This window comes from Alphaproteobacteria bacterium, from assembly GCA_016699735.1.
In the GTDB taxonomy this organism is placed as follows: domain Bacteria; phylum Pseudomonadota; class Alphaproteobacteria; order Micavibrionales; family Micavibrionaceae; genus JAGNKE01.
Window position 1 is genome coordinate 2,042,995 of sequence record CP065008.1, and the last position, 24,393, is coordinate 2,067,387.

At 50.0% G+C, this 24,393-nt stretch carries 21 protein-coding genes; 16 read left to right on the top strand and 5 right to left on the bottom strand.

Going from position 1 to position 24,393, the window contains the following annotated elements:
• Nucleotides 1-11 precede the first annotated feature (11 nt).
• Together hisS and IPN28_10165 are read left to right on the top strand one after the other, a co-directional pair.
• The gene (gene hisS, locus IPN28_10160; GenBank protein ID QQS56629.1) at nucleotides 12-1,502 is read left to right on the top strand and encodes a histidine--tRNA ligase; all 1,491 of its coding nucleotides are present in this window, start codon (nucleotides 12-14) and stop codon (nucleotides 1,500-1,502) included.
• A gap of 2 nt (nucleotides 1,503-1,504) precedes the next feature.
• Nucleotides 1,505-2,284 carry a hypothetical protein gene (locus IPN28_10165; GenBank protein ID QQS56630.1) on the top strand — a complete coding sequence of 260 codons (780 nt, stop codon included), beginning with the start codon at nucleotides 1,505-1,507 and terminating at the stop codon, nucleotides 2,282-2,284.
• Between the two features lie 11 nt (nucleotides 2,285-2,295).
• Here the strand turns inward: IPN28_10165 and IPN28_10170 are convergent, their stop codons facing one another.
• Nucleotides 2,296-2,937: a hypothetical protein gene (locus IPN28_10170; protein ID QQS56631.1), complete on the bottom strand. Its 642-nt coding sequence runs from the start codon at nucleotides 2,935-2,937 to the stop codon at nucleotides 2,296-2,298.
• Nucleotides 2,938-2,980: 43 nt separating this feature from the next.
• A complete protein-coding gene (locus IPN28_10175) occupies nucleotides 2,981-3,397 on the bottom strand; it encodes a SufE family protein (GenBank protein ID QQS56632.1) in 417 nt (138 codons plus the stop codon).
• Between the two features lie 199 nt (nucleotides 3,398-3,596).
• Between IPN28_10175 and clpX the strand changes: the two genes are divergently transcribed.
• The 3 genes from clpX (at nucleotide 3,597) to IPN28_10190 (ending at nucleotide 8,230) form a co-directional block, all read left to right on the top strand.
• Nucleotides 3,597-4,892 carry an ATP-dependent Clp protease ATP-binding subunit ClpX gene (gene clpX, locus IPN28_10180; GenBank protein QQS56633.1) on the top strand — a complete coding sequence of 432 codons (1,296 nt, stop codon included), beginning with the start codon at nucleotides 3,597-3,599 and terminating at the stop codon, nucleotides 4,890-4,892.
• 293 nt (nucleotides 4,893-5,185) lie between these two features.
• Nucleotides 5,186-6,508: a hypothetical protein gene (locus IPN28_10185; protein QQS56634.1), complete on the top strand. Its 1,323-nt coding sequence runs from the start codon at nucleotides 5,186-5,188 to the stop codon at nucleotides 6,506-6,508.
• 129 nt (nucleotides 6,509-6,637) lie between these two features.
• On the top strand, nucleotides 6,638-8,230 hold the full coding sequence (locus IPN28_10190; GenBank protein QQS56635.1) for a hypothetical protein: 1,593 nt from the start codon (nucleotides 6,638-6,640) through the stop codon (nucleotides 8,228-8,230).
• A 12-nt stretch (nucleotides 8,231-8,242) separates the two neighbouring features.
• On the opposite strand, the gene IPN28_10195 is transcribed toward IPN28_10190, so the two are convergent.
• Entirely contained in the window at nucleotides 8,243-8,668 is a 426-nt protein-coding gene (locus tag IPN28_10195) for a GtrA family protein (protein ID QQS56636.1), read from the bottom strand.
• Nucleotides 8,669-8,711: 43 nt separating this feature from the next.
• Here IPN28_10195 and IPN28_10200 point away from each other — a divergent pair, with 43 nt between their 5' ends.
• The 8 genes from IPN28_10200 (at nucleotide 8,712) to IPN28_10235 (ending at nucleotide 18,061) form a co-directional block, all read left to right on the top strand.
• Entirely contained in the window at nucleotides 8,712-10,331 is a 1,620-nt protein-coding gene (locus IPN28_10200) for a hypothetical protein (protein QQS56637.1), read from the top strand.
• Nucleotides 10,300-11,253 carry a glycosyltransferase family 2 protein gene (locus IPN28_10205; GenBank protein QQS56638.1) on the top strand — a complete coding sequence of 318 codons (954 nt, stop codon included), beginning with the start codon at nucleotides 10,300-10,302 and terminating at the stop codon, nucleotides 11,251-11,253. The genes IPN28_10200 and IPN28_10205 overlap by 32 nt, the downstream gene beginning before the upstream one ends.
• 207 nt (nucleotides 11,254-11,460) lie before the next feature.
• A complete protein-coding gene (locus IPN28_10210) occupies nucleotides 11,461-12,402 on the top strand; it encodes an exopolyphosphatase (GenBank protein ID QQS58604.1) in 942 nt (313 codons plus the stop codon).
• A gap of 60 nt (nucleotides 12,403-12,462) precedes the next feature.
• The gene (locus IPN28_10215; GenBank protein ID QQS56639.1) at nucleotides 12,463-13,860 is read left to right on the top strand and encodes a hypothetical protein; all 1,398 of its coding nucleotides are present in this window, start codon (nucleotides 12,463-12,465) and stop codon (nucleotides 13,858-13,860) included.
• Nucleotides 13,857-15,281 (top strand): deoxyribodipyrimidine photo-lyase, encoded by a 1,425-nt coding sequence (locus IPN28_10220; protein QQS56640.1) that lies wholly within the window; start codon nucleotides 13,857-13,859, stop codon nucleotides 15,279-15,281. Before IPN28_10215 ends, IPN28_10220 begins: the two co-directional genes overlap by 4 nt.
• A 9-nt stretch (nucleotides 15,282-15,290) precedes the next feature.
• Nucleotides 15,291-16,208, top strand: coding sequence for an LD-carboxypeptidase (locus IPN28_10225; GenBank protein ID QQS56641.1), 918 nt, complete (start codon nucleotides 15,291-15,293; stop codon nucleotides 16,206-16,208).
• 298 nt (nucleotides 16,209-16,506) lie between these two features.
• Entirely contained in the window at nucleotides 16,507-17,049 is a 543-nt protein-coding gene (locus IPN28_10230; GenBank protein QQS56642.1) for a CarD family transcriptional regulator, read from the top strand.
• A gap of 277 nt (nucleotides 17,050-17,326) precedes the next feature.
• Nucleotides 17,327-18,061, top strand: a complete 735-nt coding sequence (locus IPN28_10235) for a hypothetical protein (GenBank protein ID QQS58605.1) — start codon at nucleotides 17,327-17,329, stop codon at nucleotides 18,059-18,061.
• A gap of 12 nt (nucleotides 18,062-18,073) precedes the next feature.
• Here IPN28_10235 and IPN28_10240 read toward each other — a convergent pair whose 3' ends face one another.
• Nucleotides 18,074-19,522 carry a M48 family metalloprotease gene (locus IPN28_10240; protein ID QQS56643.1) on the bottom strand — a complete coding sequence of 483 codons (1,449 nt, stop codon included), beginning with the start codon at nucleotides 19,520-19,522 and terminating at the stop codon, nucleotides 18,074-18,076.
• Between the two features lie 315 nt (nucleotides 19,523-19,837).
• Here IPN28_10240 and IPN28_10245 point away from each other — a divergent pair, with 315 nt between their 5' ends.
• The 3 genes from IPN28_10245 (at nucleotide 19,838) to IPN28_10255 (ending at nucleotide 23,066) form a co-directional block, all read left to right on the top strand.
• Complete coding sequence (locus IPN28_10245; protein ID QQS56644.1) at nucleotides 19,838-20,707, top strand: thermonuclease family protein; 870 nt, start codon at nucleotides 19,838-19,840, stop codon at nucleotides 20,705-20,707.
• A 37-nt stretch (nucleotides 20,708-20,744) separates the two neighbouring features.
• Nucleotides 20,745-21,791: a prolyl aminopeptidase gene (gene pip / locus IPN28_10250; protein ID QQS56645.1), complete on the top strand. Its 1,047-nt coding sequence runs from the start codon at nucleotides 20,745-20,747 to the stop codon at nucleotides 21,789-21,791.
• A gap of 84 nt (nucleotides 21,792-21,875) precedes the next feature.
• Nucleotides 21,876-23,066 carry a phosphoglycerate kinase gene (locus tag IPN28_10255; protein ID QQS58606.1) on the top strand — a complete coding sequence of 397 codons (1,191 nt, stop codon included), beginning with the start codon at nucleotides 21,876-21,878 and terminating at the stop codon, nucleotides 23,064-23,066.
• 71 nt (nucleotides 23,067-23,137) lie between these two features.
• Here IPN28_10255 and IPN28_10260 read toward each other — a convergent pair whose 3' ends face one another.
• Nucleotides 23,138-24,250 (bottom strand): DUF2336 domain-containing protein, encoded by a 1,113-nt coding sequence (locus tag IPN28_10260; protein QQS56646.1) that lies wholly within the window; start codon nucleotides 24,248-24,250, stop codon nucleotides 23,138-23,140.
• Nucleotides 24,251-24,393 lie beyond the last annotated feature (143 nt).

The following is a 24,393-nucleotide window of genomic DNA, read 5'->3' on the forward strand; positions in this document are numbered from 1 at the left end:
CGTGAGCAAGAATGTCCGAAAAGAAAAAAATATTCAAACCCCAGCCCGTCAGCGGCTTCCCCGAATGGCTGCCGGAGGTCCGCGCGGTGGAGCTGCAGTGGTTCGACCATATCCGCCGGATTTTTGAGAGTTACGGCTTCTGCAACATCGAAACCCCCTCCGTGGAGCTGCTGGACGCCCTCAAGGCCAAGGGTGGCGACGGCGAGGCCGACGTGGACAAGGAAATGTTCATCATCCGGCACCTGAGCCGCGAAATCGAACAGAGCAGCAAGGAGCCGCGACTCGCGCTGCACTTCGACCAGACCGTCCCCCTCGCCCGCTACACGGCGCAGCATTTCAACGATCTGGTCTTCCCCTTCAAACGCTACCAGATGCAGCGTGTCTGGCGCGGCGAACGCCCGCAGGCCGGACGCTTCCGCGAATTCTACCAATGCGACATCGACGTGATCAACGTGGACTCCCTGCCCCTGCACTTCGACGCCGAAATGCCCGCCATTATCTGGGAAACCCTCTCCTCCCTTCCCGGGATGGAAAATGAAAAAATACAGCTTCGGATCAGCAATCGAAAAATCATGCAAGGCTTCTTGGAGGCAATAGGAGTAGACGCACCAGATTATATTACTGTCGTAATACGGGCATTTGATAAAACAGCGAAAATCGGAGAAGAAGCAGCACTCAAACAAATTCAGGATTATGCTGACAGCAAAAACCTTGATCTAGAAACAGTAGCGCCAGTCCAACTTTTTTTAACTTTTGCAGTTTTTCCATATAGTAATACTGATGAGTTGTTAAACGGGCTTAAAAATCCTCCGCTTATTTCAAATTTTATGGAACCTCCCACAGAATTTAAAAACAGTTCTGGATTTTTTGGGGGAGTAAAACTTTTGTCAGATCATTATCCTCAAGTTAAACAAAACAAACTTTTTAATGAAGGCTTAGAGGAATTATGTTTTGTATTAGAAAGCCTTTCTCATTTACCTGAAAAATCTGCCGTTGCTGATATTGGAATTGTTCGCGGCCTCGATTACTACACAGGTACTGTGTATGAAACTGTTTTTATAAATCCAAATGGCTCACCTGATATGTCTTACGGCTCCATCTGCTCCGGCGGGCGCTATGACGACCTCGCGGGCAATTACATCAACAAACACCTGCCGGGTGTCGGCATCTCCATCGGCTTCTCGCGCCTGTTCGACCGCCTCCGGCAACAGGGCAAACTCCCCGTAGGCCGCCTCTCCCCCGCCGATATCCTCGTTATCATGCCCAGCGAGGAGCGCCGCGCCCTCACCATGGACACCGCGCAGAAACTCAGAAAACAGGGCCACAAGGTCGAAACCTTCCACAACCCGGTCAAACTCGCAAGACAGCTTGCCTATGCCGAGAAAAAAGGGATACCCTATGTCTGGTTTCCACCCTTCGAGGACGGCAAGCCCCACGAAGTCAAGAACATGCAGACCAAAGCGCAAACCGCCGCCAACCCGGACGATTGGAAGAAGGATTGACCATGATAAAACACCGCCTCCTGCCCGTCCTCTCTTTGGTCCTGCTGGCCCTTTCCGCCCTGCCCGCACTGGCCGCGAAAGAAAAACTCCGCGCCCCCCCCGGCACGGAAACGCAAAAAAAGGACGACCGCGTGGTTGGTGAGGACGCCAAGCTGGACAACAAAATCTACAAGCCCGACTATTGCGATTTCTTTGCCAAGTTCCCGACCGAGCCGCTGAAGGGCCGCCGCTGCGAAACCGACGACGAAAGCCAGTGCTACGACCTCGTCTCTTTCACGAAGGTCTTCGGCCTCTCCTCGACCGTGCGGTTTGACATCATCTGCAACCCCGCCGATGAACAGCTCTTCGCCGAATACACGCCCGAAGTCATGAAAAAAACCGTGATAGAAATGACCAAAGGGAACGTTCTGGAAAGCTATGAGCCGCAGGTTCAGGAGGAGAAGAATTACCGCCTGGCCGGAATAATCGGCCGCGGTCGGGCCGGCATGGGCGACACGATTTTCGTCGCCCAGCTCTGGGTCGGGAAAAAATCCATCATGGCGGTCGAGGCCGAAATGATGGGCGAACAGACCCCTGAGGCTGACGATCTCTTCGCCTCCATCCTCAAAACGATCGGCTACGATGAGTCACCTGAGGAAAAAGCCGAACGCGAAAAGGCGGAAAAGGAAGAAGCCGAAAAGAAGAAGATTGAGGGTGAAAAGCCTGCAGAAATTCTGCAAAATACGCCTACGCCTGAAGAAAAAAAAGACGAACCTGCGACAAAACCTGAAATTAAAAATTAAAAAAGAAGCAGTCAGTTCCTAACATACACTGGGCAATATGTTTCAGGATTTTTTATAGGATCGTCATACTCAGCAAATCCATAGGGAAAGCTCCAAGCAACAACCCCAGATTTTTTTTCGTAATCTTTTATTTTGACAGCCAGTTCATGCGTGATGAAGGCAGTTGCGACGTTCGAGTCACCTGTAACAAAAGAAAACATCTTTCGTTGCGGAATTTTCAAACAAACATTTTCAGGACTATGCGCCAGATTATATCTTTTCTGCACTATACTTCCAAAACTTTCCTGATATATCGGCACTGTAGGATCATATTTATAATTCATCGTAAAAAAATAAAAATACTGTTCAGTACCTTTTAGTGAATCTAGATAGACTCTTTTAAGACCAGGAGCTACCCAATACTCGATTCCAGAAGAACACCCCCATGCTCTCAAACTAACCTGATAATCTTTTTCTCGAGCGAACCGACAGAGATCAGTATCAGACTTAATGGTAAGCGCAAGCTGTCCGATAATTTCTGTTTTTCCAGAATAATCTTCAACAATTGTCTTTTGGTCAATTAAATCGACTGAATGGACCTCTATTTTTGGTCGCGCACACGCACTTAAAGAACATAAAATACAGAGAAAAAAGATATGCACAAACGATTTCATAATATGATCTCTAGCACAATTAACCGACTCTGGCTAATTAGGGCTACCCGGAAATTGCCGCACATGTAAGCGCCCTGATCCGCTCCACCATAGCATAAAACCCGTTCCGCCGATTAGGGCTCAGATGCTGCTCCAGCCCGATTTCGCGGAACAGCGCCAGCACATCCGTATCCGCGATTGCCTCCGCGCTCTTGTCCTGATACCCGGCCAGCAAAAGCGCGATGAGCCCCCGCACGATATGCGCGTCACTGTCGGCGGCGAAATGATAGGTGCCGTCCTCCCGCCGCTCCGCGACAAGCCACACCCGCGAGGTGCAGCCCCGCACAAGGCTCGACTCGGTCTTGAGCGCCTCCTCCATATGCGGCAGGCTTCGCCCGAGATCGATCAGATAGCGGTACCGCTCCTCCCAGTCGGAAAAGAGCGAAAAATTTTCAGCCAATTCAGTCAGTGTCGGCGACATATAGGTTATGTAAATAAGATTAACGGTCTGGTGATCTTTCTATCGTATTGTGGTAACAAGGCGCAACCTCTGTAATAGGGCAATTTGTCCGCAGGAGGACAGGGAAAATGATCATCAGCGCACTTAAGGGCTTGCACAGCCTTCCCGCTCTTGGCAGATTGAGGGGAAAGTTGATTCACTCCAGACAGAAAGTCCGCACATGACCGGTCCAAGTTCAGGCGACTCCAAAAACACGCTCTATTGCTCCTTCTGCGGCAAAAGCCAGCACGAAGTGCGTAAGCTGATCGCAGGTCCGAACGTATTTATATGTAATGAGTGCGTTGAACTCTGCATGGATATCATCCGTGAGGAAGACAAGACCCAGCTCGTTCGTCCCGGCGAGGGCATCCCGACCCCCGGCGAGATCAAGGCTGTACTGGATGATTACGTCATCGGTCAGGAAGGCGCCAAGCGCGTCCTCTCCGTCGCCGTTCACAACCACTACAAACGCCTCGAACACGGCAGCAGCGGCGCAGGCGACGTCGAACTCGCCAAATCCAATATTCTGCTTGTGGGTCCAACCGGATGCGGGAAAACGCTTCTGGCCCAGACCCTCGCCCGTATTCTTGACGTCCCCTTTACGATGGCGGACGCCACCACCCTGACCGAAGCGGGTTATGTGGGCGAAGACGTGGAAAACATTGTGCTTAAACTCCTGCAGGCCTCGGATTACAACGTCGAGCGCGCACAGAAGGGGATTGTGTACATCGACGAGATCGACAAGATCTCCCGCAAATCCGACAATCCCTCGATCACCCGCGACGTCTCGGGCGAAGGTGTGCAGCAGGCGCTCCTGAAGCTGATGGAGGGAACAGTGGCCTCCGTCCCTCCGCAGGGCGGACGCAAACACCCCCAGCAGGAATTTTTACAGGTCGATACCTCAAACATCCTCTTCATCTGCGGCGGCGCATTCTCAGGACTCGAAAAAGTCATCGCGGCCCGCGGGCGCGGCACGACCATCGGTTTCGGCGCGGATGTGAAGGGCGTCGATGAGCGCACGGCCGGCGAGATATTCAAAAATCTCGAACCCGAGGATTTGCTCAAATACGGCCTGATCCCGGAATTCGTCGGCCGTCTGCCGATCATCGCCACCCTTGAGGATCTCGACGAAGCCGCGCTGATGCAGATTCTGACCGAACCCAAGAACGCTCTGGTCAAACAGTACAAAAAACTCTTCGAAATGGAAGGCGTGGAACTCACCTTTACGGACAGCTCACTCAAGGCCGTCTCCCGAAAGGCGATCGAGCGCAAAACCGGGGCACGCGGCTTGCGGTCGATCATAGAAAACCTTCTTCTGCACGCGATGTTCGAAATCCCCGACCGCGACGACGTCACCGAAGTCGTCGTCAACGAGGACACCGTGACGGAAAACAAGCAGCCCGTTTATGTCATCGCCGAAAAAGCGAAGGAAAAATCCGGCGGTAAGAAGAAAGAAGTCGCTTCGGCCAAGAAGTAATGAATAAAAATAATAAAATACTGATAGCGCAGCATTTTATTATATACATCATTTCGGCTGTAGTCCTACTGAGGCAATTCAGGCTCGCCATTCACCCAGACACTGCGTGGCTGACGTCATGCGCCCATCGTTACTACGAGGGAATACCTCTCATAAATGGGTGTTATGACACAAACCCGCCACTCAGCACACTTATTTATGTTCCGTCGATTGCCCTAAGTGATCTAACCGCCATAAAAATCTACTACAGTGTTTATATTACGATATTCGCACTAATTATTTTAAGCACAGTTTTGACGTATCTGATCATCAAAAAAATGTCCTTCCTGAGCAAAGAAGAGCATCAAATTTTCGTGGTCGCATACATCACAGCAGTTGTGATATCCCCACAGTATGATTTTTCCCAGCGCGATCATTTAATAGTGGTCACAGCCATTCCATTTTTTTTAACCCAAATATCAATTACCAAAAAAATTCCGATCAACTCACTACTAAGTCATCTATCGCTTGCATTCGGTACTCTTATGATAATGGTGAAGCCTCACTATGGCCTTCTTCCATCACTCCTGATTATCCATCGACTCATTACTCAAAAACGAATAGGCGTAATTTTTGATAGGGATTTCATCTATCTAAGTTCCGGCAGCTTGGTATACGCGGCCACTTTATTCATTTTTTTTCCCGATTTTATTATCACGATACTACCAGACATTCTGAATTATTACATCCCCTACAACAATGAAGATGGCGTAAAGTCTTTACTAACTCCCTACATTTTGCCCGTGTTGCTCTTAAGCGCAGCAGCGTTTACAGCTACGCATAAAAACAGAGAAAGGCAATATTTCTATGCATCCTGCTGGCTGGGCACTCTATGCGCTCTACTCGCCTTCCATATACAAGCCAAGGGATTTTACTATCAGATAATTCCTGCCAAGACTTTTTTTCTGATTTCTTGTTCCTTGACAGTTTTCTCCTTCGCCAGGTGTTTGCTAAAGGATAAAGATAAACACCTTTTACTTACGCCTTTAGCATCCATATTAATAATCGCCATTCCCCTTTACAAATCATACAAATACAGTTCGCAATTCCCTACCCATGATTATTTCCTGAAGGCTCCCCTCACGCAGTTTATTAAGGCAGAATGCGGCACCCCATGTTCTTACTACATGACCTATCCGCATATGTCCCTGAATACGCAAACCAGTTTTTATATCGGAGATGCGTTCGCCAGCCGTTTTCCGGCATTCTGGTTTTTTCCAGCCATGGAGGCCCACTTGGGCGTATCTGAAGAGATAATAGAAACTAAGCAGTATAAAGAAAGGATCGAAGCAGACAAAGGTCGGTTCTCGGATTATGTGGTCGAGGATTTAAAGAAATACAGACCCAGACTCCTGATGGTCTACAAAGAAAAACCTGATCAGAAAGGTACAGTGTTTAATTATTTTGAATATTTTTCTACCAACTCTGATTTTATAAATATTATGGAAAAATATAAAAGAAGTGGCGAATTTAGTACTGATCGGCAAGGGTATTTGAAAGGCACATCTTTTGACAACCCACTCATACTGCAATGGGATGTCTATATTCTAAAAGAAACAAACAACAATCCTCCATAAAAGTTATATTCATAGCGCACAGCATGGGAGTAACAAGTACGGCAGGTATATCAGAGTCCATCAATACATATTGACCTGCAAAGCCAATAAACTGATAAAATAAGAATACAAAATTAGGAAGTAATAAAAATGTCTGTACGCTTGAAGCCCTCTATCGTCTGGGGGCTAGCATTTGTAATTCTGGCCCCGTGGCTTATCGTACAGGGACAGGCCATGCTCAACGGAAACGTATCATGGCTGTTGATTGCCGCAGAGCGGATGGCAACTGGCCAATCTCAATTTGAAACCATCTATGAAACAAATCCTCCCCTAAGCATAATAATATATATCCCCCATATTTTATTTTCTTATCTATTCAGACTCGATATCCCGACCGGAGCAACTGCTCTGACATCAATATTAATAATCTTGAGTTCAATCACTACTCTCTCTATTCTAAAGAATTTCAATTTTCTAACTAAAAACGATCAAAATTCCTTATTTTTTGGCACGCTTTCTTCTATTACAATCATAACAGCAATTTATTTCATGGACCGTGAGCACCTGATGATGCTGGTCCTTATTCCGTTTATCCTCTGTCAGTTTGCGCTGACTTACGGCATTGCTGTTCCTAAGCGCCTTTTATGGCCAGTGTTAGCTCTGGCCTCAGTCATGCTTTTGGTAAAACCCCACTACGTCATACTGCCTGCCGTATTCTTTTGTCACCGGATGTACGTCCAGAGAAAGCTGAGTATTATATTCGATCCCGATTTTATTGCTCTGCTGACAGGCGGAGTCATATATGCGTTAGTTCTTGTTGTTTTTTATCAGGATTATTTAAATATTATATTGCCGGACGTACTGAATTATTACCTCCCGATGAAAGACAAGTACCAAACCTTGAGGTTTTTCAAAGCCCATTTCAGTGCTTATATCGCCTTCTTGTGTCTCGAGTTATTCATGGAGGATTTGGAAAAACCAAAAAAGCGCCTAGTGATTTACCTCTACATCTGCGCCTTGCTTTCACTGATCCCTCTGCTTGTACAGTTAAAGGGTTTTTACAATCACCTCATGCCAGCCTTTGGATTCTTCGTCATGGGGTTGTCGCTGACAATCTCATTCAGAGCAGAAAAATACATGAAAATTTGTCCACCGACTATCAGGAACGTCCTTCCTGTTTTGACCCTTTTACTATCTATACTGGTAATAAGACCTTCGTGGAACTACCCAAAAGGCACTGAAGTCAGCAATATGACACTCGCACGCTACCTTGATGAACAATGTTCCCAGCCATGCTCATTTTTTATCTTCCACGGAGACATCGAAATAGTAAATCCTACGGCTCTCTACAAAAATTACACCCACGCATCACGTTTTCCAAGTTATTGGTTCATCCCGACACTGCTGCAGAGAGTGGAAAAAGCCGCAAAAGACAACAACAAATCTTCAAGTGAACACTTAAAAAAAGAAATAATCAGATTCTCTTCTTATGTAGAACAAGATTTAAAAAAATACAGACCCTCTCTATTGCTGATAGGAACGAATATTGATGTTTTTGGTAACGGAAGGTTTTTTGACTACGTGACTTTTTTCTCTGTTAACAACAACTTCAAAAGGGAATTTCAGGACAATTACTCAAAAACAGGAACCTTCGAGTTTGACCGCGCAGAATATTTTCGTGGCACAAGTTTAGCCCAAAGCTACAAGCTAAAATACGATGTTTATGTTCGCAACACGAAATGAATTCTTACCCCCTCACGTCTTATCTTTAAACACAAAAATCCAGGAGCCGAAGTAATTCCAGATAAGCGCAATACCACTCGCAAAGACCTTTCCCCACAAATGAGGGTATAAGGAAAGCGAAATGACAGGAGAGGCAACGACTACAAAAAGATGAAGGGCAACCGAACTAATCATCAGACCAACTACACTGACCATAAAAAAAACAGTAAACTTTTTATAAAGTGGACCTTCTGTCTTTTTATCAAAGGTCCATAAGAAGTTCAGAAGAAAACTATTGGCGTTAGCGAATAAAAACCCGAAACAGTGTGCCAGAAGATAATGTAAACCTAACCCATAAAAAAAAATAGAAAATATGAGAATATCAAGGCCCGTATTAAGCACCCCGACACAGGCAAAACGCATAAATCTTTTATAGTGACTTTGAAGGAGTTTCAGCATAATCATTATCCTACAACAACTAAGGTAAAATGAAGGCAAAGAATTGTTACATCAAGAAAAAACAAGGCTCCTTCTCCCGTTACCCGCTCTGTTGATCGCAGGAGCGGTATATTTCACAGTATGGGCAAAACTATACCTTGATCTATATCTGACCACGGACTTCGGTTGGCTCTTGATTTGCCTTGAGAGATTTTTATCCGGCGGCACCTACACTGAGGATTTTTACGAAACCAACCCCCCCCTGAGCTTCCTTATCTACTACCCTGCCTACATCTTACATAAAGTCGCAGGAGTCTTCCCGACCCACGCGATATTTTCACTGTTTTGTAGTGCGGCAGCACTGATCGCATTTATAATATGGAAATATTTAGATTCGTACGGATTCACCGGCTCCATGAAAATTGGACTTTTCGGCGCTTACTTATTTTCGGGAACATGGATCATATCAACCGGATTTGGACACAAGGACCATCTTGTATTCCTTTTATTACTCCCTTACATCCTGATGCAAATAGGAATTATCAGCCGCAAACCAACGTCAAGGACATTAATGACAACATCCTCCCTGCTGGGAGCCTCGGCCATTTGCATAAAGCCACATTATATTTTAATTCCTGCATTTTTTTATGTTTACAGGTTCTATTCTGAACGTTCTCTAGCCAAGCTAATATTAACATCTGACTTATGGATATTTGTTTCCGTAGGCGCTGCCTACCTACTTTCAATCTACGTGTTTTTCCCTGATTATATAAATACTGTTTTCCCGGAGGTGCTGGAACTATACACCATAGACGTCCCAATGCCTGTCATTGACCTTCTCAAATTTCTGTCGCTCTCGGCCTGTGCTTTTATCGTCATGCTTTTTGTGTACGAAACCGAGGAAACCAAATACTTGAAAGCCTCGGTATACTCGTTGATTGGCCTAAGCCTTCTCTGCGCGATCGCATACTTTGTGCAAAACAAGGGTTTTTTTTACCAAAGCGCCCCCTTCCTAGCCTTCGCAGCCATGTCCTTTATCCTGTCACTGTTTGGATTAATCTACCAATCCTGTAGGCTTGCCGATATAGCAATTCTTGTCCCTTGTCTCCTGTTATTGATATTCACCAAAACCTATATGACAGGACACCCTCCGGGCTATGTTTCTTCTCAGGATTTCAGAGAGATGCCCTATCATCAAAAATTGAAGGCATATGCGTCGAATGGCGTATACATGGACCTTGAAATGAAGTCTTCAGCCCTCTCAATTCCTTTCTACTTGAATATTCAAAACGCCTCCCGCTTTGGACAAATCTGGCCTATACTCGGACTCAAATTTAAGTTTGAGGCAAGCCTGAAGGAACAGGAAAAAGATGCTTTGCGAAAAAGACTGAACCATTACATTGATATGATCGCCGCTGACATTACGAAAAACTCCCCCGCAGTGATCTCCATACCAAGGTATATCGAAGCAGGAAACCCCTTGCCGACCAAGGCATACTTTAATTTTTTCATGAAGAACCAAAATTTTTCCAAGAGTATGGAAAAATACCAATTCTCTGAAACTTACACGTTCAATAAAAACCTTTACATCAGAGGAGCAAAAAAGAACATGGAAGAAGAAAACCAAACTGTTGACCTGTACGTACTGATAGATGACGACAAAGCCGAAAAAAAAGACGAATAAAGAACTCATCTCGATAATCATCCCCTGCTACAACGAGCAGGAGGTTATCCGCCTGTGCCATGAGCGTGTGACCAGCGCCCTTGCGCCCCTGCCCTACGATCTGGAGATCATCTATATTAACGATGGCAGCCGTGACAACACCTATGAAATCCTCAAGGAAATCAACGCCTCCGACAAGCGTGCGCGTGTTTTGAACCTCTCGCGCAACTTTGGAAAAGAGGCGGCAATGACCGCGGGAATCGACGCCGCAAGAGGCGATGCCTTGATCATCCTTGACGCGGACCTTCAGGATCCTCCCGAACTTATTCCGGAATTGATCAGGATATGGAAGGAGGAAGGAGCCGATGTGGTCTATGGCCAGAGAGTCGAGCGCGAGGGCGAAACCTGGTTCAAAAAAGCCACGGCCAGCGGTTTCTATAAACTGATGAACAATATCAGCGCCATGGAACTCCCCCGCAACACGGGCGATTTCAGGATCATGAACCGAAGGGCTGTTGAAGCGCTTAAGCAACTTCGTGAACATCACCGTTTCATGAAGGGATTGTTCGCCTGGATCGGCTACAAGCAGGTCGCTCTGCAATACAATCGCCACCCCAGAGCGGCGGGAACGACAAAATGGAATTACTGGAAGTTGAGCAATTTCGCCATGGAAGGCATTACGAGCTTTAGCATCGTACCGCTCAGGATCGCAACGTTCGCAGGTTTTTTGATCTCACTTATGGCTTTTGGCTATGGTTCCTTTATTCTCTTGAAAACCCTGATGTTCGGCCGCGATCTTCCGGGCTATACCTCGCTGATGGTCATGATTACCTTCCTCAGCGGCATCCAACTTTTGACGATCGGAATACTCGGCGAATATATCGGCCGGATATTTGGGGAAACCAAGAACCGCCCTCTGTATTTCATAGAGGAAGAATTATAGGAAGAACCTGAAATAAATAGAATTTCCGCACTGCAACACGTTGCTTTCTTCCCCTTTTGCCGTGCTTCGGGTTAAGATAAAAGATGTAGTGTGTGGGTCTAATGCCCTTCCTGCGTAAAGTTTTTGGTGACCACCTCTGGAAAAGCAAGGACAGCAACGCCCATGGCGCAAGGCGCATCGAAACGGAAACAGAAAAGCGGCAAGCTGATGCCGGAATCGGGACGCAGATACAGGCTGATTACGCGCAGCGACATGGACGGTCTGGTCTGCGGCATCCTCCTCAAGGAACTGGACATCATTGACGACATCATGTTCGCCCACCCCAAGGATATGCAGGATGGCCTGATAGAAGTGGGACCGGGCGACATCACCACCAACCTCCCCTATCACCCGGATGCCTTTATCTCTTTTGACCATCACGCCAGTGAAGCCTTGCGGGTCAAGGATGCGCCCGAGAATCACGTCATCGATCCAAAAGCCCCGTCTGCTGCCCGCGTAGTCTATGATTATTTCGGCGCCGCCGAAGGGTTCCCGGAAATCCCCGAGGAAATGATGACCGCCGTGGACAAGGCTGACTCGGCGGACTTCACGAAGGATGAGATTTTAAACCCCACCGGCTGGGTGCTGCTCAGTTTCATCATGGACGCCCGCACGGGCCTGGGCCGCTTCCGCGACTTTAACATTTCGAACTACCAGTTGATGATGAAACTGATCGACTACTGCCGCAATCACGGCAGCATCAAGGACATCCTGAAGCTTCCCGACGTCAAGGAACGCGTGGATATCTATTTCGAGCAGGAGGCCCGCTGCCGGGAACAAATCCAACGCAGCGCCGTCAAGCACGGCAAGACGGTGGTCCTGGATCTGCGGCAGGAGGACACGATCTGGGCCGGCAACCGCTTCCTCATCTACGCCCTGTTCCCGCAAGCCACCGTCTCGGTTCATGTCCTTTGGGGAAAGAACAAGCAGAACACGGTCTTCGCCGTTGGGAAATCGATCCTGAACAAGAACAGTAAGGCTAAAATCGGCAAAATCATGCTCGAATACGGCGGCGGCGGACATGATGCCGCCGGTACCTGCCAGGTTGAAAACCTCCGGTCCGAGGAAACCCTGAAGGAGTTGATTGAAAGGATAGCCAAAGACGGGTAATGTAGCCCCGTCACCACTTTCAACCCCGCGGAACGGGCCGCTTTCTCTCTGATGACATTCGTGCGTAAATTCCTGGGGCACAATCTGATCCTCAAGCCTCCGGCACGGCTTGGCCTGTCTCGCCGCGACCGGATCAATGCGATCGTCAGTCAGGCGAACAAAACCACCCCGTTCTACAAGGGCAAGTTCGATTACTTCCTCAGCACGTCTCATGGGCTTTCGGACGAGGAATTTTACTACGCCTTCAGTCACTTGCCCATTGCCACCAAGCAGGAACTCAGAGACAACAACGCAGGCTTCATGTGCGAAAGCCTCACGGGAAAAACCGATCTTTTACAAAATGGGAAAACACCCAACGCAACAGAGTTTTTAAACCATGTCCTGATAAAAAAGGATTTTTTCACCGCCATTTCGACCGGCGGCTCGTCGGGTGCTCCAACCTTCCGCTGGCTCGACCATCACGACGCCAATATTTTCGCGCAGTCCTTCCTCCATTCCTTCAGGCTCAACGGCTGGAAACCGGGCGAGAGCTTCGTAGTTTTCTACCCCCTCAAATCCTATTTCACCGGCCCCTACGCCGCGCATGAAACCGCTCTGCGCCGCCTCTTCGGCTTTACGATGGTCCCGTTCGAGGAGATTTCAAAGGAAGGAGTTCTGACCCTTCTGGATACGCTTAAAAAGCGCAAGGCGACCTTGCTGGTCATTTTTCCCTGTGTGCTGCAACGCGTGGCGGAAATCATGGCCGCCGAAGGCATACCTCCCTTCGAGAACCTGCCCTGCATCAACGTCAGCGGAGAGTTTTTCCTCGACTGCAGCAAACGCTTCATCCAGAAGATGTTCCCCGACAGCGACATCCAGTCCACCTACGGGGCAGTTGAGTTCGGCGAAATCGCCCACCAGCATGGCCTCTCCGCGCAGGATTGCAAGGTCTTCGGTGACTATGCCTACATCGAACAGGGGCCGGAGAACTCCATGCTGGTCACCGCCCTGCAGCAAAAGGCCTTCCCTCTGATCCGCTACCGGATCGAGGATATGGGCAAAGTCGTCACCGATATCAACGGCGATCAAACCATCACGATGCTGGAGGGAAAAAACACCGATTTTATTCCAGGGGCAGACGGTTACGCCTACTACCCGTCCTTTTTCAACGCACTCGTCAACGAAATCAACAAGGCATTCGGATTTCCCGTAATACACTTCATGCTCCGCCACCAGACTTTACGCAACAAACACTACCTTCAGATGAACTATGTTGTAAACGACCCCGACAAGGCCGCCGAGATCGAACAGGCCTCTCTGGAAACGCTGGGTAAATACTTTACAAATTTCCATGCTATCGATATCCGCTTCTGGCCTTATTTCGAGCATGACTACACCCGCAAATTCAAGATCATCGGCGAAGGCGACGGCCTCGCGGAAGTCGTAGGCGGATATCATCAGAGAACGGCGGCGTCATGAGCGGCAAAACCGCGATCCTCTGGTTCCGTCAGGATCTGAGGCTCAGGGATAACCCCGCCCTTATCCATGCCGTCCGAAGCAATTATGACATCTTGCCCCTGTTCATCCTGGACGATGGCAATCCCGGACAATGGAAACGTGGCGCCGCGAGCCGCTGGTGGCTGCACGAAAGCCTGAAAGAACTGAATAAATGCCTGCAAGGAAAAATGGTTTTCTGCGCCGGCAACCCGCTCGAAATCCTTCTCAAACTCATTGAAACCACAAAAGCCACAGCGGTTCTCTGGAACCGTTGTTATGAGCCATGGCGAACCGCACGCGATAAGGCGATCAAAGAAACGCTAAAGACCCTGAATATAGACGCACAAAGCTTCAATGCGTCTCTTTTGTGGGAACCATGGCAGGTCAAAAAATCTGACGGGGAGCCCTATAAGGTCTTCACGCCTTATTTTCGCAAGGGATGCCTGAGCCTTCCTGACCCACAAAGACCCGAAAATGCACCGACGCAAATAAGGTTCACCGAACCTCCGTTACCAACAAAACTCGACGATTTGAGCCTGAAACCTAAAATACCATGGTATTCAGATATGGCACGGGTTTGGACGCCAGGCGAGGCCGGAGCGCAAAAACGCTTGGAGATTTTTCTTGAGCGTGGCCTGAAAGGCTATAAGGAAGGCCGCAACCGCCCCGATCTGGAAAAAATCTCCCGTCTATCCCCGCATCTCCACTTCGGCGAAATTTCCCCAAGGCAGGTCTGGCATGACGCAAGAGCCGCAGGAATAGCACAACAACTCGAAACGGACACGGACCATTTTTGCAGCGAACTCGGCTGGCGCGAATTTTCCCATTCCCTGCTCTATTACAGCGACAACCTGCCGGAAAAGCCCTTACAGGCTAAATTTTCCGCCTTTCCGTGGCAAAACGACCCGCAAAATCTTGAGGCTTGGCAAAAGGGCCGCACGGGGATTCCCATCGTCGATGCCGGAATGCGCCAGCTCTGGCAAACAGGGTGGATGCATAACCGTATCCGCATGATCGCCGCCTCGCTTCTCATCAAAAATATGCGCATTGATTGGCGGGAAGGCGAGCGCTGGTTTTGGGACTGCCTGGTCGATGCCGATCTCGCCAACAACGCCGCCAGTTGGCAATGGGTAGCCGGCTGCGGGGCGGACGCCGCGCCCTACTTCCGCATTTTCAATCCGGTTACCCAAGGCAAGAAATTCGACCCCGAAGGCGTGTACGTCCGCACGTACGTCCCTGAAATTAGCAACCTGCCAAACAATCACATCCACAATCCCTGGCAAGCGCCAGACAATATTCTGACCGCGGCCAACGTCACGCTCGGCCAAACCTATCCACACCCTGTGGTCGATCTCACGGCCAGCCGCGAAAAAGCGCTGGAAGCCTTCGCGGCAATCAAATAAAACAGAAAGATGATAAAGCGTATTTGCCCCCCCGCCCTGAAACCCGGAGACACAATCGGAGTCTTCGCCCCCTCCAGTTGGGTCGAGAAGGAAGACATTGAGAAATCTAAGGCCGCACTGGAAAAAAAGGGCTACAAGGTCTTTATCCACCCCCAGACCTTTGAACGCCATAACCAGTCCGCTGGCAACCACCTGCAAAAAACCCTGGCCTTTCAGGGTCTCTGGCAGCGTCCGGACATCAAGGCGATCTGGGCCGCCGGCGGCGGCAACCGGGCGATGTACCTGCTCGATACGATCAATTTTGACAAAATCAGGGACAATCCGAAAATCCTGATCGGCTTCAGCGATGTCACCGCCCTGCTCAATGCCATATACGCCCACACGGGGATAGTCAGCTTTCACGGCCAGGTCTTTAAAAACGTCCATAAATGGTCCGAACTGGACCACCTGCTGCAAATTCTCTCAGGCAAATCTTCGGCCACTTACCCCTACGGTAACGCAATAGTCGTCCGCCAAGGTAAGGCCAAAGGGCCGCTGGTCGGCGGCAATTTGAGCCTCTTTCAATATCTGCCCGGAACCCTGCCGGGTAAATTCTGGAAAGGCGCAATCCTTTTCCTTGAAGACTGCAACGAGGAGTTAAGCCGTATTGACCGTATGCTTCTCTATCTCCGCCGCTCGGGTGTACTGAACGAGATATCCGGACTCCTGCTGGGAGATTTTATCAATATGCGGGAATCCCAAAGACCCTTTGGGTTCAAATTTGAGGATATTGTCTCCGAACTGACGGAAAATCTGGATATTCCAGTCGTCATGAACCTGCCGTTTGGCCATGGCAAGACTTTCTATAGCTTCCCCCTAGGCGTCCCCGCGAAGATCGACACCCTTGAATTCCTACTGAAAACCAAGGAGCCTGCAACTATTATTTAGAAGATTATCATTAAGAGACTGTTATAAAACAAAAATAGCAGAGATAATCTGATTTTTTAGTGTACAGGACCAGACACGTCAACGGCCTATTTATTTACATATTTATTCCTGCTTCGTTCTATTATTGTTGTAATTTAGCAAAATTTTTGATAGGATGCCCCCTCATTGCTGTGAAAGAGAACGAGAGTTAAGTAGCTTTAAGGCAACCGTATAACTCCATGGGTTGCTTTATTTTTTTCTGCGCCATGTTCTATTCCGGTGATGCTTGGACAAACCACAACATAAGGTGACATAACCAATGGCTGGAAACGATAATTACGGATTTAAAGCAGGTGATAAGGTGGTTTACCCCGCGCATGGCGTTGGCCAGATTACGGGCATCGAAACCCAGAAGATCGCCGGCATGTCCGTCACCCTCTATGTCATCGAATTTGAGAAAGACCGGATGCGCCTCAAAATTCCCGTGGCCAAGGCCCAGTCCTCGGGCCTACGCAAGCTCACGCCCAGCCGCCGTCTCAACGACGCGCTGGAAACCCTAAAGGGCCGCTCCCGTGTGCGCCGCACCATGTGGAGCCGCCGGGCGCAGGAATACGAAATGAAGATCAATTCCGGTGACCCGGTATCGATTGCCGAGGTTCTGCGCGACCTGAAACGCACGAACGACGAGACGGAGCAATCCTACAGCGAACGCCAGATCTACCAGTCTGCGCTGGAGCGTCTGGCCCGCGAAGTGGCGGCCGTGAACAAGATTTCTGAAACAAGAGCAACCGAAAAGCTTGAGGAAATCATGGGCAAACGCCCCCCGAGGGGCAGCAAGTCGGTCACCAAACAGGCCGCTTGAGCCAAATTAAGTTAGCATAAGACGAACAATTATCAGGCACAAAAGGGAAAAGCACTTCCTTTGTGCCTGATTTTTTTGTATGATTCGCAATACAAGGCATATAAAAGTGCCTCCCGCCTGAAAGCTTAGCTCATCGTATTATTTTTCTGACGCCGCCACTGCGTATAAACAGGATTCCGAGTATCTGTCCGTGAGTGTCCCATCAACTAAAGATTACCGTTTTAGTAACCTCGGCCAACCCCGCCGGGTCTGGGCAGTCTCCGCAATCCACGGTGAAATCGACCGCCTCATCGCCCTACACGATGATCTTTTCCCTTACATCCAGCCCGGGGACCGCTTGGTCTATCTCGGAAATTATTTCGGCTTCGGCCACCATGCCGTGGAAGTGGTGGACGAACTCTTGACCTTCCGGCGCATGGTTATGGCCAAAAGCGGGATGATGGCTGACGATATTGTCTACCTCCGTGGCGCACAGGAGGAAATGCTGCAAAAGCTCCTCCAGCTTCAATTCGCCCCCGATCCCGGCAACATCCTGCTCTGGATGCTCGGCAACGGCCTGATGAGCACACTCTATTCCTATGGCATCTCCCCCCATGACGGGATCGACGCTTGCCGCCAGGGGGTTATCGGTTTAGCCAACTGGACAGGCTCGATACGGGAAGCTGTCCGCAAGCACCCCGGCCACGAAACCTTCAACACCCGCTTGCACAGAGCCGCCCATACATCCCCACATTCAGAACAGCCTGTTCTCTTCGTGAATTGCGGCTTGAGGGAGGACCGGACGATCGAGGAACAGGGTGACAGCTTCTGGTGGGCCGGCCGCGACTTCGACCGGATCGAAAGCCCCTACGCTCCCTTTGCCAAGATTGTCCGGGGTTATGACCCGGAACACAGGGGCATCCGGATGAACAATGTCACAGCCACCATAGACGGCGGCTGCGGCTTCGGCGGATCCTTGGTCTGCAGCGTCTTTGATCAAAACGGCGGACATATGGATAGCGCCGCGTTCTAAGCTTTCCGATCCCTAATCAGTGACGATCTTGTAAAGCCGATTCGGAACGACTTCCTCACGCGGCCCCATCCCGTTCATGACTCTGAACCGCTCCTGCTGGAAATCATCGAACGGCATACGGCTGGCCATCGAGGCCACGGTATCGCCTGAACGGCTGGTCACGGTGATCAGTCGGTAAGGCTTGATACGCCGACGTTCGGCCTCATCCATAGGCCCGAAGCTATAGGTCGAGGACCGTATGGCCGAAAGCTTGGCCGCGGAAAGATTCTCGGGATACGCAATCTGGAACCTTGCCATCCGGTCGCGCCCCCACGGCAGGGCGATCAGGCGGATAACGACAGGGCGGCCGTTGGCCGTTCCGGTAAAAGAGGCCGTAGCAGCAGGAATCCCGTTAATCTCGATCCGCTCGGCATCGGAGGCTGGCCGACTCTTCAGCATTTCGCGCTCAAGGAAATTCAAGGGCGAAAGCCCGCCTTTATTGGGAAGAAAATCAAACACGATCAAGGAACCGTCCTGCGACATCCCGATCACCTGCTCCGGCTGATTGACCAGACGGAACCCCGGCGGCACAGTAAACTGGAACCCCAGCTCGGGATGATAGAACATGCGCCCGCGCACAAACCCCTGCGCCGGACTTTCACCGTAGGTCATGCCGGAAATACGCTGAAGATAGCTGTCGCGGTTCACCACCCCCTGCGGCGGATATTGCGCCGCCTCACCGATGGTTTTGGCCACCCGCTCCTGCGTGGCCGGGTGTGTGGAGAAATAATCCATCGTCCCGCCGCTGCCCTGACCGCTGACCCGCGCTTCCAGAACGGAATCACTTTGCAGGTTACGAAGAAAATCCGTCATGCCGCGGGGATCGTACCCCGTGCGGCTGAGATAGCGTATCCCCAGCGTATCCGCCTCGTTCTCCTGCCCCCGTGAATAGGATTTGATGTAAAGATCGGTCCCCAGCCCCAGTGCATCGCTGGCCACAGAGTTACCGATTGCCGAAGCCAGAACCGCCGCGCCCAGAGACGTTACGACGCCCCGCGAATAACGCTCCGCCGAATGCCGCGCCGTAATATGCCCCGTTTCATGTGCCAGAACGGCCGCAAGCTCGGACTCGCTATTGGCCAGCGCCAACAGACCGCGGGTCGTATAGATATACCCCCCCGGCAAGGCGAAGGCATTCACCATGGGAGAATCCAGAAGATAAAACTTATAGCGCACATCAGGCCGCTCCGTATGCCGCGTGACTTTCGTGCCGACCTCCTGAACGTAGGACTGAAGGCCTTGATCCTGATACAGTCCGAATTCCTTGAGGACTTTCTGGTGCTCCTCCGCCCCGACCTGCACTTCCTGCTGTGGCGACATCAAGGCCGCAAACTGCTGCTTTCCCGTTGCCGGATTAGTGGAGCAGGCTGATAAAAAAGCCACAACCGCCAAAAGCGACATCGGTAATAATTTATTATTCATGAAAAATCTCCCCGCTCACAATTCATAACAACCAAAGCTGCCCTTATTTATGTGGATGCCCCTGCCCTAAATTAGAGTAATCGCGATAATCATCAGCCCCCTCTGACGAGTCGTGACTATAAACATAATCAAGGTTAAAGCCGCTGAAGATATCCGATAACTCCCGCCATTGCCCTCCAAAGACTGCTAAAGCAAAAATCAGAACCGAAAGGATATAAAAAATATACAGAATCCCCTTGAACATTGAATTGATGTCAGTCCATCCTATAAAACATGAGACATATATTAAACAGATTTTACATTCTGGCTATTTTTTTGTTGATAGCTCTAAGCCTTTCAACAGTAACAAATGCCAAAGCCAGTCTTCCTGCCGCAGATTTTTTGGATTTAAAAAAGACAGGCACAGGTAAGGTCATAGAAGTTATAGACCCGCTAACAGTAAAACTTGATCAAGACAGGACTATTCATCTGACGGGACTGAACTACCCGGATTTAGACCCCTACTCACCTGGATCGATGTCTGTCACGGCACTGGATATTTTGAAGGATTTTCTTATCGGTAAACATGTAGAAATATTTCAGACACGAAATGACAAAGCTGGAAGATTGAACCGCATGGGCCATATTATCGCACACCTGCAAAGATCAGATGACAAAGCTTGGGTTCAGGGAACAATTTTACGCTTGGGGCTGGCAAGAGTAAAAACGGAAAAAACCAACCCGGAATTGGCAGATCAAATGTATAAACTGGAAGACCAGGCCATAAACGAATCCATAGGCTTATGGTCAAAAAAAGACTATAAAATTCAATCTGCAGAAAACTTGGAATGGGCAATAGGAACCTTTCAGGTTGTTCAAGGAAGAGTTCACAGTGTATCCATGAATCAGAACAGAACATTCGTTAATTTCGGCTCGGACTGGCGAACGGATTTTACGATTACAATCCCGCCGTCGCAAATGCGGATATTCTATTCAAACGAAACCACACCACAGGGCTGGAATGGAAAAATGATCAGGGCCAGAGGCTGGATATCTGCGCTCAATGGCCCGTCAATGGAAATAAACCACCCGCAAGCGGTACAACTCATAGACAAATCATTTTATAAAGAAAAATACGCTGAAGATCGGCCCGTAAAGAAAGAAAAAAAACTCCGAAAAGGAAGCGGTTTGCCAAGCCTGAATTAAAATTACCCACGAAATTGATACATAAATAGATTTTGAAATGCCCAAACGCAGAGCACAAACAAAAAACTCAGATCAAGAATCACCTCAGCAAACAAGGCAAGAGGAACACGGCTTTTCCTATATCTCCCGACGCCCGCTTTTGGACCTCTTCCCCCCCATCTCACCCTACTCCACGGGCTTTCTCGCCGTGGACGATCTTCACAATCTCTATTGGGAGCAAAGCGGCAACCCCGAGGGCGTTCCGATCCTTCTGATTCACGGTGGCCCCGGCGCGGGTGCAACGCCGACCCACCGACGTTTCTTCGATCCCGACTTTTTCCGCATCGTGATCTTCGATCAGCGCGGCGCCGGACGCTCACATCCGCTGGGCTGCCTGCAGAACAACACCGCGCAGCATTTGGTCGAGGACATTGAGCGCCTTCGCAAACACCTGAGCATAGAAAAATGGCACCTCTTCGGTGGTTCCTGGGGCAGCACCCTGGCCATCGACTACGCCAGTCAGTTCCGGGACAGATGCCTCAGCCTGATTCTCCGCGGCATATTCATGTGTGAGCAGGAGGAGATCGACTGGTTCCTCTACGGCATGAGGAATATTTTCCCAGAAGCATGGGAGCAATTCGCAGGACTGCTCCCGGAAAGCGAACAAAATGATCTGCTTGAAGGCTATTACAAACGCCTGACGGATGAGCTTTCGGAAGACAGACAGATGGAGGCCGCCATCCGTTGGAGCCTATACGAAGGCGCCTGCTCCTCTCTCCTCCCCAACTACGAGACCATCACGACCGAAGAGCAGAAAATGCACGCCCTCGCCCTTGCCCGGATTGAGGCGCATTACTTCAGGAACGAGGTCCGCTCCCCCGAAAAAAGCCTCCTCAAGACAATTAATTTCTTGCGTTCTATTCCCACAACGATTATTCAGGGGCGATATGACATAATATGCCCAATCCAGACGGCCAATAAGGTCCATCAGTTCTGGCCAGAGGCGGATTATGTAGTAGTGCCGGATGCGGGTCATTCGGCGCTGGACGCCCCCTTAAGATCACGGTTGATCGAAGCGACGGAGGCGATCAAGACATTGAAGTAACTTTAATTTTGAGTAAAAGAGGGTTAGAAAATGCGCGAAGCGGTACAACGGGCTGAAGCCATGAACAAAAGCGACAATGAAGGTCTGAACTTCCCCACGATACGCGATCTGGACTTTCAGGGAAAAACCGTCCTCCTCCGTGCCGATCTCAACGTCCCCCGGCACAACAGCCAGATCACCGACCACACCCGCATCGACCGTCTCAAACCCACGATTGACGAACTGCGCCGGAAGAACGCGAAAATTGTCATTATCTCCCACTTTGGCCGCCCGGACGGCGACCGCAACCCGCAAATGTCGCTGGCCTTTCTGGCGCCGGTTCTTGAAAAGCGCTGGAGCTGCTCCGTTAGCTTTTCCCCTGATTGTCTGGGCGAACAGACCCAACAGAGCATCGCAAAACTTGCCCCCGGAGACGTTCTCCTGCTGGAGAACGTCCGCTACTATAAGGAAGAAGAGGAAAACGACCGTGACTTCGCAAAAAAACTGGCGGCACTGGGTGATATCTTTGTGAATGACGCCTTTTCGGCCGCGCACCGCGCCCACGCCTCCACGTCAGGTCTCGCCGAATTCCTTCCGGCAGTGGCAGGACTGCTGATGGAAGAAGAATTAAAGGCGCTCTCCTCTGCACTCATCGCGCCCCAAAGACCCGTCATGGCTTTTACGGGAGGCTCTAAAATCTCCACGAAATTGAAAATTCTGAATAATCTGATCCCGAAAGTGGACTACCTCGTTCTCGGCGGCGCGATGGCCAACACCTTCCTGTTCGCGCAGGGCAAGGATGTCGGTAAATCCATGTGCGAGAAAAACATGGAGGCCGAAGCCAAATCGGTTCTTGCGAAGGCAGCAAAATCCGGTTGCGAAATCATTCTCCCCTTTGACGTCGCCGTTACACAGGAGTTGAAGGAAAACGCAGCCTACCAAGTTGTGGATTCTCAAACCATCCCCGCCACCCACAGCGCCATTGACATCGGCCCAAAATCCATCGCCTATATCGGCGAAAAGCTGAAACTCTGCCGCACCGTCATCTGGAACGGCCCGCTCGGGGTCTTTGAAATCAAGCCCTTCGACAACGGCACGAACGCCGTCGCCCGCATGGTCGCCGAACGCACGAAATCCGGTGAATGTATCAGCATCGCCGGCGGTGGCGACACGGTGGCCGCGCTGGAAAACGCCGGAGCGGCGGACAGCTTTACCTATATCTCGACGGCAGGAGGTGCCTTTCTCGAATGGCTCGAAGGCCACGAGCTTCCAGGTGTAAAAGCCCTGCTGAAATAAGCATGACAGGCACTCTGTGCCCAATAAAAACCGGCTGTTAAGCCGGTTTTTGAGTCGGGAGGAGTGAAAAATCAGTGCTTGACAGAATTACGGATGATCTGCTGCGCGACGGAGACCTCGATCCGGTTGTAATACGTAACCGCCTTCGCCATCTCCTGCGTATTCACCATCCGTCCATGATTGCGGAACTGGTTGGTCAGAAGGAACATGGACACGAAATCTTCCTTTGAAATCTCATAGGCCTTGCAGGCAATCGCCAATCCCTGCCCGTGACTTTGCATCAATATCTGCGCCGTTGTTTTCAGATCGAGGTCAGTGAACACTGAAAACTGCGCGACGAACGACCGGAACTGCCCCCGGCGCAAGGTGGCGATCATCAGCTTGGTATCCAGTTTGCCCTTCTGCTTGAACGCCCGCGCCGCGCCAAGCATATGTTCCTCGGGCCTGAATTCGGACGCATCGTTTCCGTCACGGAACTCCAGCACCATATGATCGACGGTCTGGAGAATCTGCTGGGCATCGATCTCGTAATTCTTGACGATATACTGCTTGATCTCTTCGCCGACAAATTCATAAAGACGGGAGGCGACCTCCCGGCTGATATCCTCACGCCTTAAGAGGGGCAAGGCCAGCTCTTCATGGTTCTGGGCCAGATCGGAAATCTGAAGAGAAGCATGTTCCGTCAGGCGCACATCGATATTCTCGACAAGATTCAGCGCCGTCTCGTAATCCCCGGTATCGGCCAACATATCGACCACCCGGTCACCCATCTGCTTGCGCGTGGCAATCACCCGCCAGTATTCCGGGCTTTTCGCCTTGATGATGTAAATCAGGTCCATATCGCCCAGAACCTTGCTCTCTTTGAGCACAGGCTTGGCAATGTCAATCTCGTCATTGGCCAGTTGCAGGACAAGCCTCAGGGGAATATGGTCCATCACCGCCAGATGCTCGGACAGCGCCTGACGGATATCCCGCTCCGCCTGCCGGAGAAGCTCAACAAGCACATCGGCGACCATTTCGCTTTCGCGGGGGGAAACTTCCATTTCAAGAAGACTGCCGATCGAACTGGCAAGTTTGGCCCGCGACGCCGGGGTCTTATCCCGGGCGAGCCCATATAATTGCTTGGCTTCTCTCAACTGCATCAACACGTGGGATCCTCCCGTGTGACCAGCGAGTCTGTCCATATCCATAGCGCCATGCCCCACACAACTAAACGTTTGTTTGAATCTATCCTTTACTCAAGCAAATCAACGCATTAGCGACTAAAAGAGAAAAAAAGTATATAAAGTCTTAATAAAATTTTTCTTTTCCGTCATCTTCCCTTATA

What these genes read in the sequence shown, in the direction of transcription:
- hisS (QQS56629.1), top strand. Translation starts at nt 12, where the DNA reads ATGTCCGAAAAGAAAAAAATATTCAAACCCCAGCCCGTCAGCGGCTTC.
- IPN28_10165 (QQS56630.1), top strand. Translation starts at nt 1,505, where the DNA reads ATGATAAAACACCGCCTCCTGCCCGTCCTCTCTTTGGTCCTGCTGGCC.
- IPN28_10170 (QQS56631.1), bottom strand. Translation starts at nt 2,937, where the DNA reads ATGAAATCGTTTGTGCATATCTTTTTTCTCTGTATTTTATGTTCTTTA.
- IPN28_10175 (QQS56632.1), bottom strand. Translation starts at nt 3,397, where the DNA reads ATGTCGCCGACACTGACTGAATTGGCTGAAAATTTTTCGCTCTTTTCC.
- clpX (QQS56633.1), top strand. Translation starts at nt 3,597, where the DNA reads ATGACCGGTCCAAGTTCAGGCGACTCCAAAAACACGCTCTATTGCTCC.
- IPN28_10190 (QQS56635.1), top strand. Translation starts at nt 6,638, where the DNA reads ATGTCTGTACGCTTGAAGCCCTCTATCGTCTGGGGGCTAGCATTTGTA.
- IPN28_10195 (QQS56636.1), bottom strand. Translation starts at nt 8,668, where the DNA reads ATGCTGAAACTCCTTCAAAGTCACTATAAAAGATTTATGCGTTTTGCC.
- IPN28_10205 (QQS56638.1), top strand. Translation starts at nt 10,300, where the DNA reads ATGACGACAAAGCCGAAAAAAAAGACGAATAAAGAACTCATCTCGATA.
- IPN28_10210 (QQS58604.1), top strand. Translation starts at nt 11,461, where the DNA reads ATGCCGGAATCGGGACGCAGATACAGGCTGATTACGCGCAGCGACATG.
- IPN28_10220 (QQS56640.1), top strand. Translation starts at nt 13,857, where the DNA reads ATGAGCGGCAAAACCGCGATCCTCTGGTTCCGTCAGGATCTGAGGCTC.
- IPN28_10225 (QQS56641.1), top strand. Translation starts at nt 15,291, where the DNA reads ATGATAAAGCGTATTTGCCCCCCCGCCCTGAAACCCGGAGACACAATC.
- IPN28_10230 (QQS56642.1), top strand. Translation starts at nt 16,507, where the DNA reads ATGGCTGGAAACGATAATTACGGATTTAAAGCAGGTGATAAGGTGGTT.
- IPN28_10240 (QQS56643.1), bottom strand. Translation starts at nt 19,522, where the DNA reads ATGAATAATAAATTATTACCGATGTCGCTTTTGGCGGTTGTGGCTTTT.
- pip (QQS56645.1), top strand. Translation starts at nt 20,745, where the DNA reads ATGCCCAAACGCAGAGCACAAACAAAAAACTCAGATCAAGAATCACCT.
- IPN28_10260 (QQS56646.1), bottom strand. Translation starts at nt 24,250, where the DNA reads ATGGACAGACTCGCTGGTCACACGGGAGGATCCCACGTGTTGATGCAG.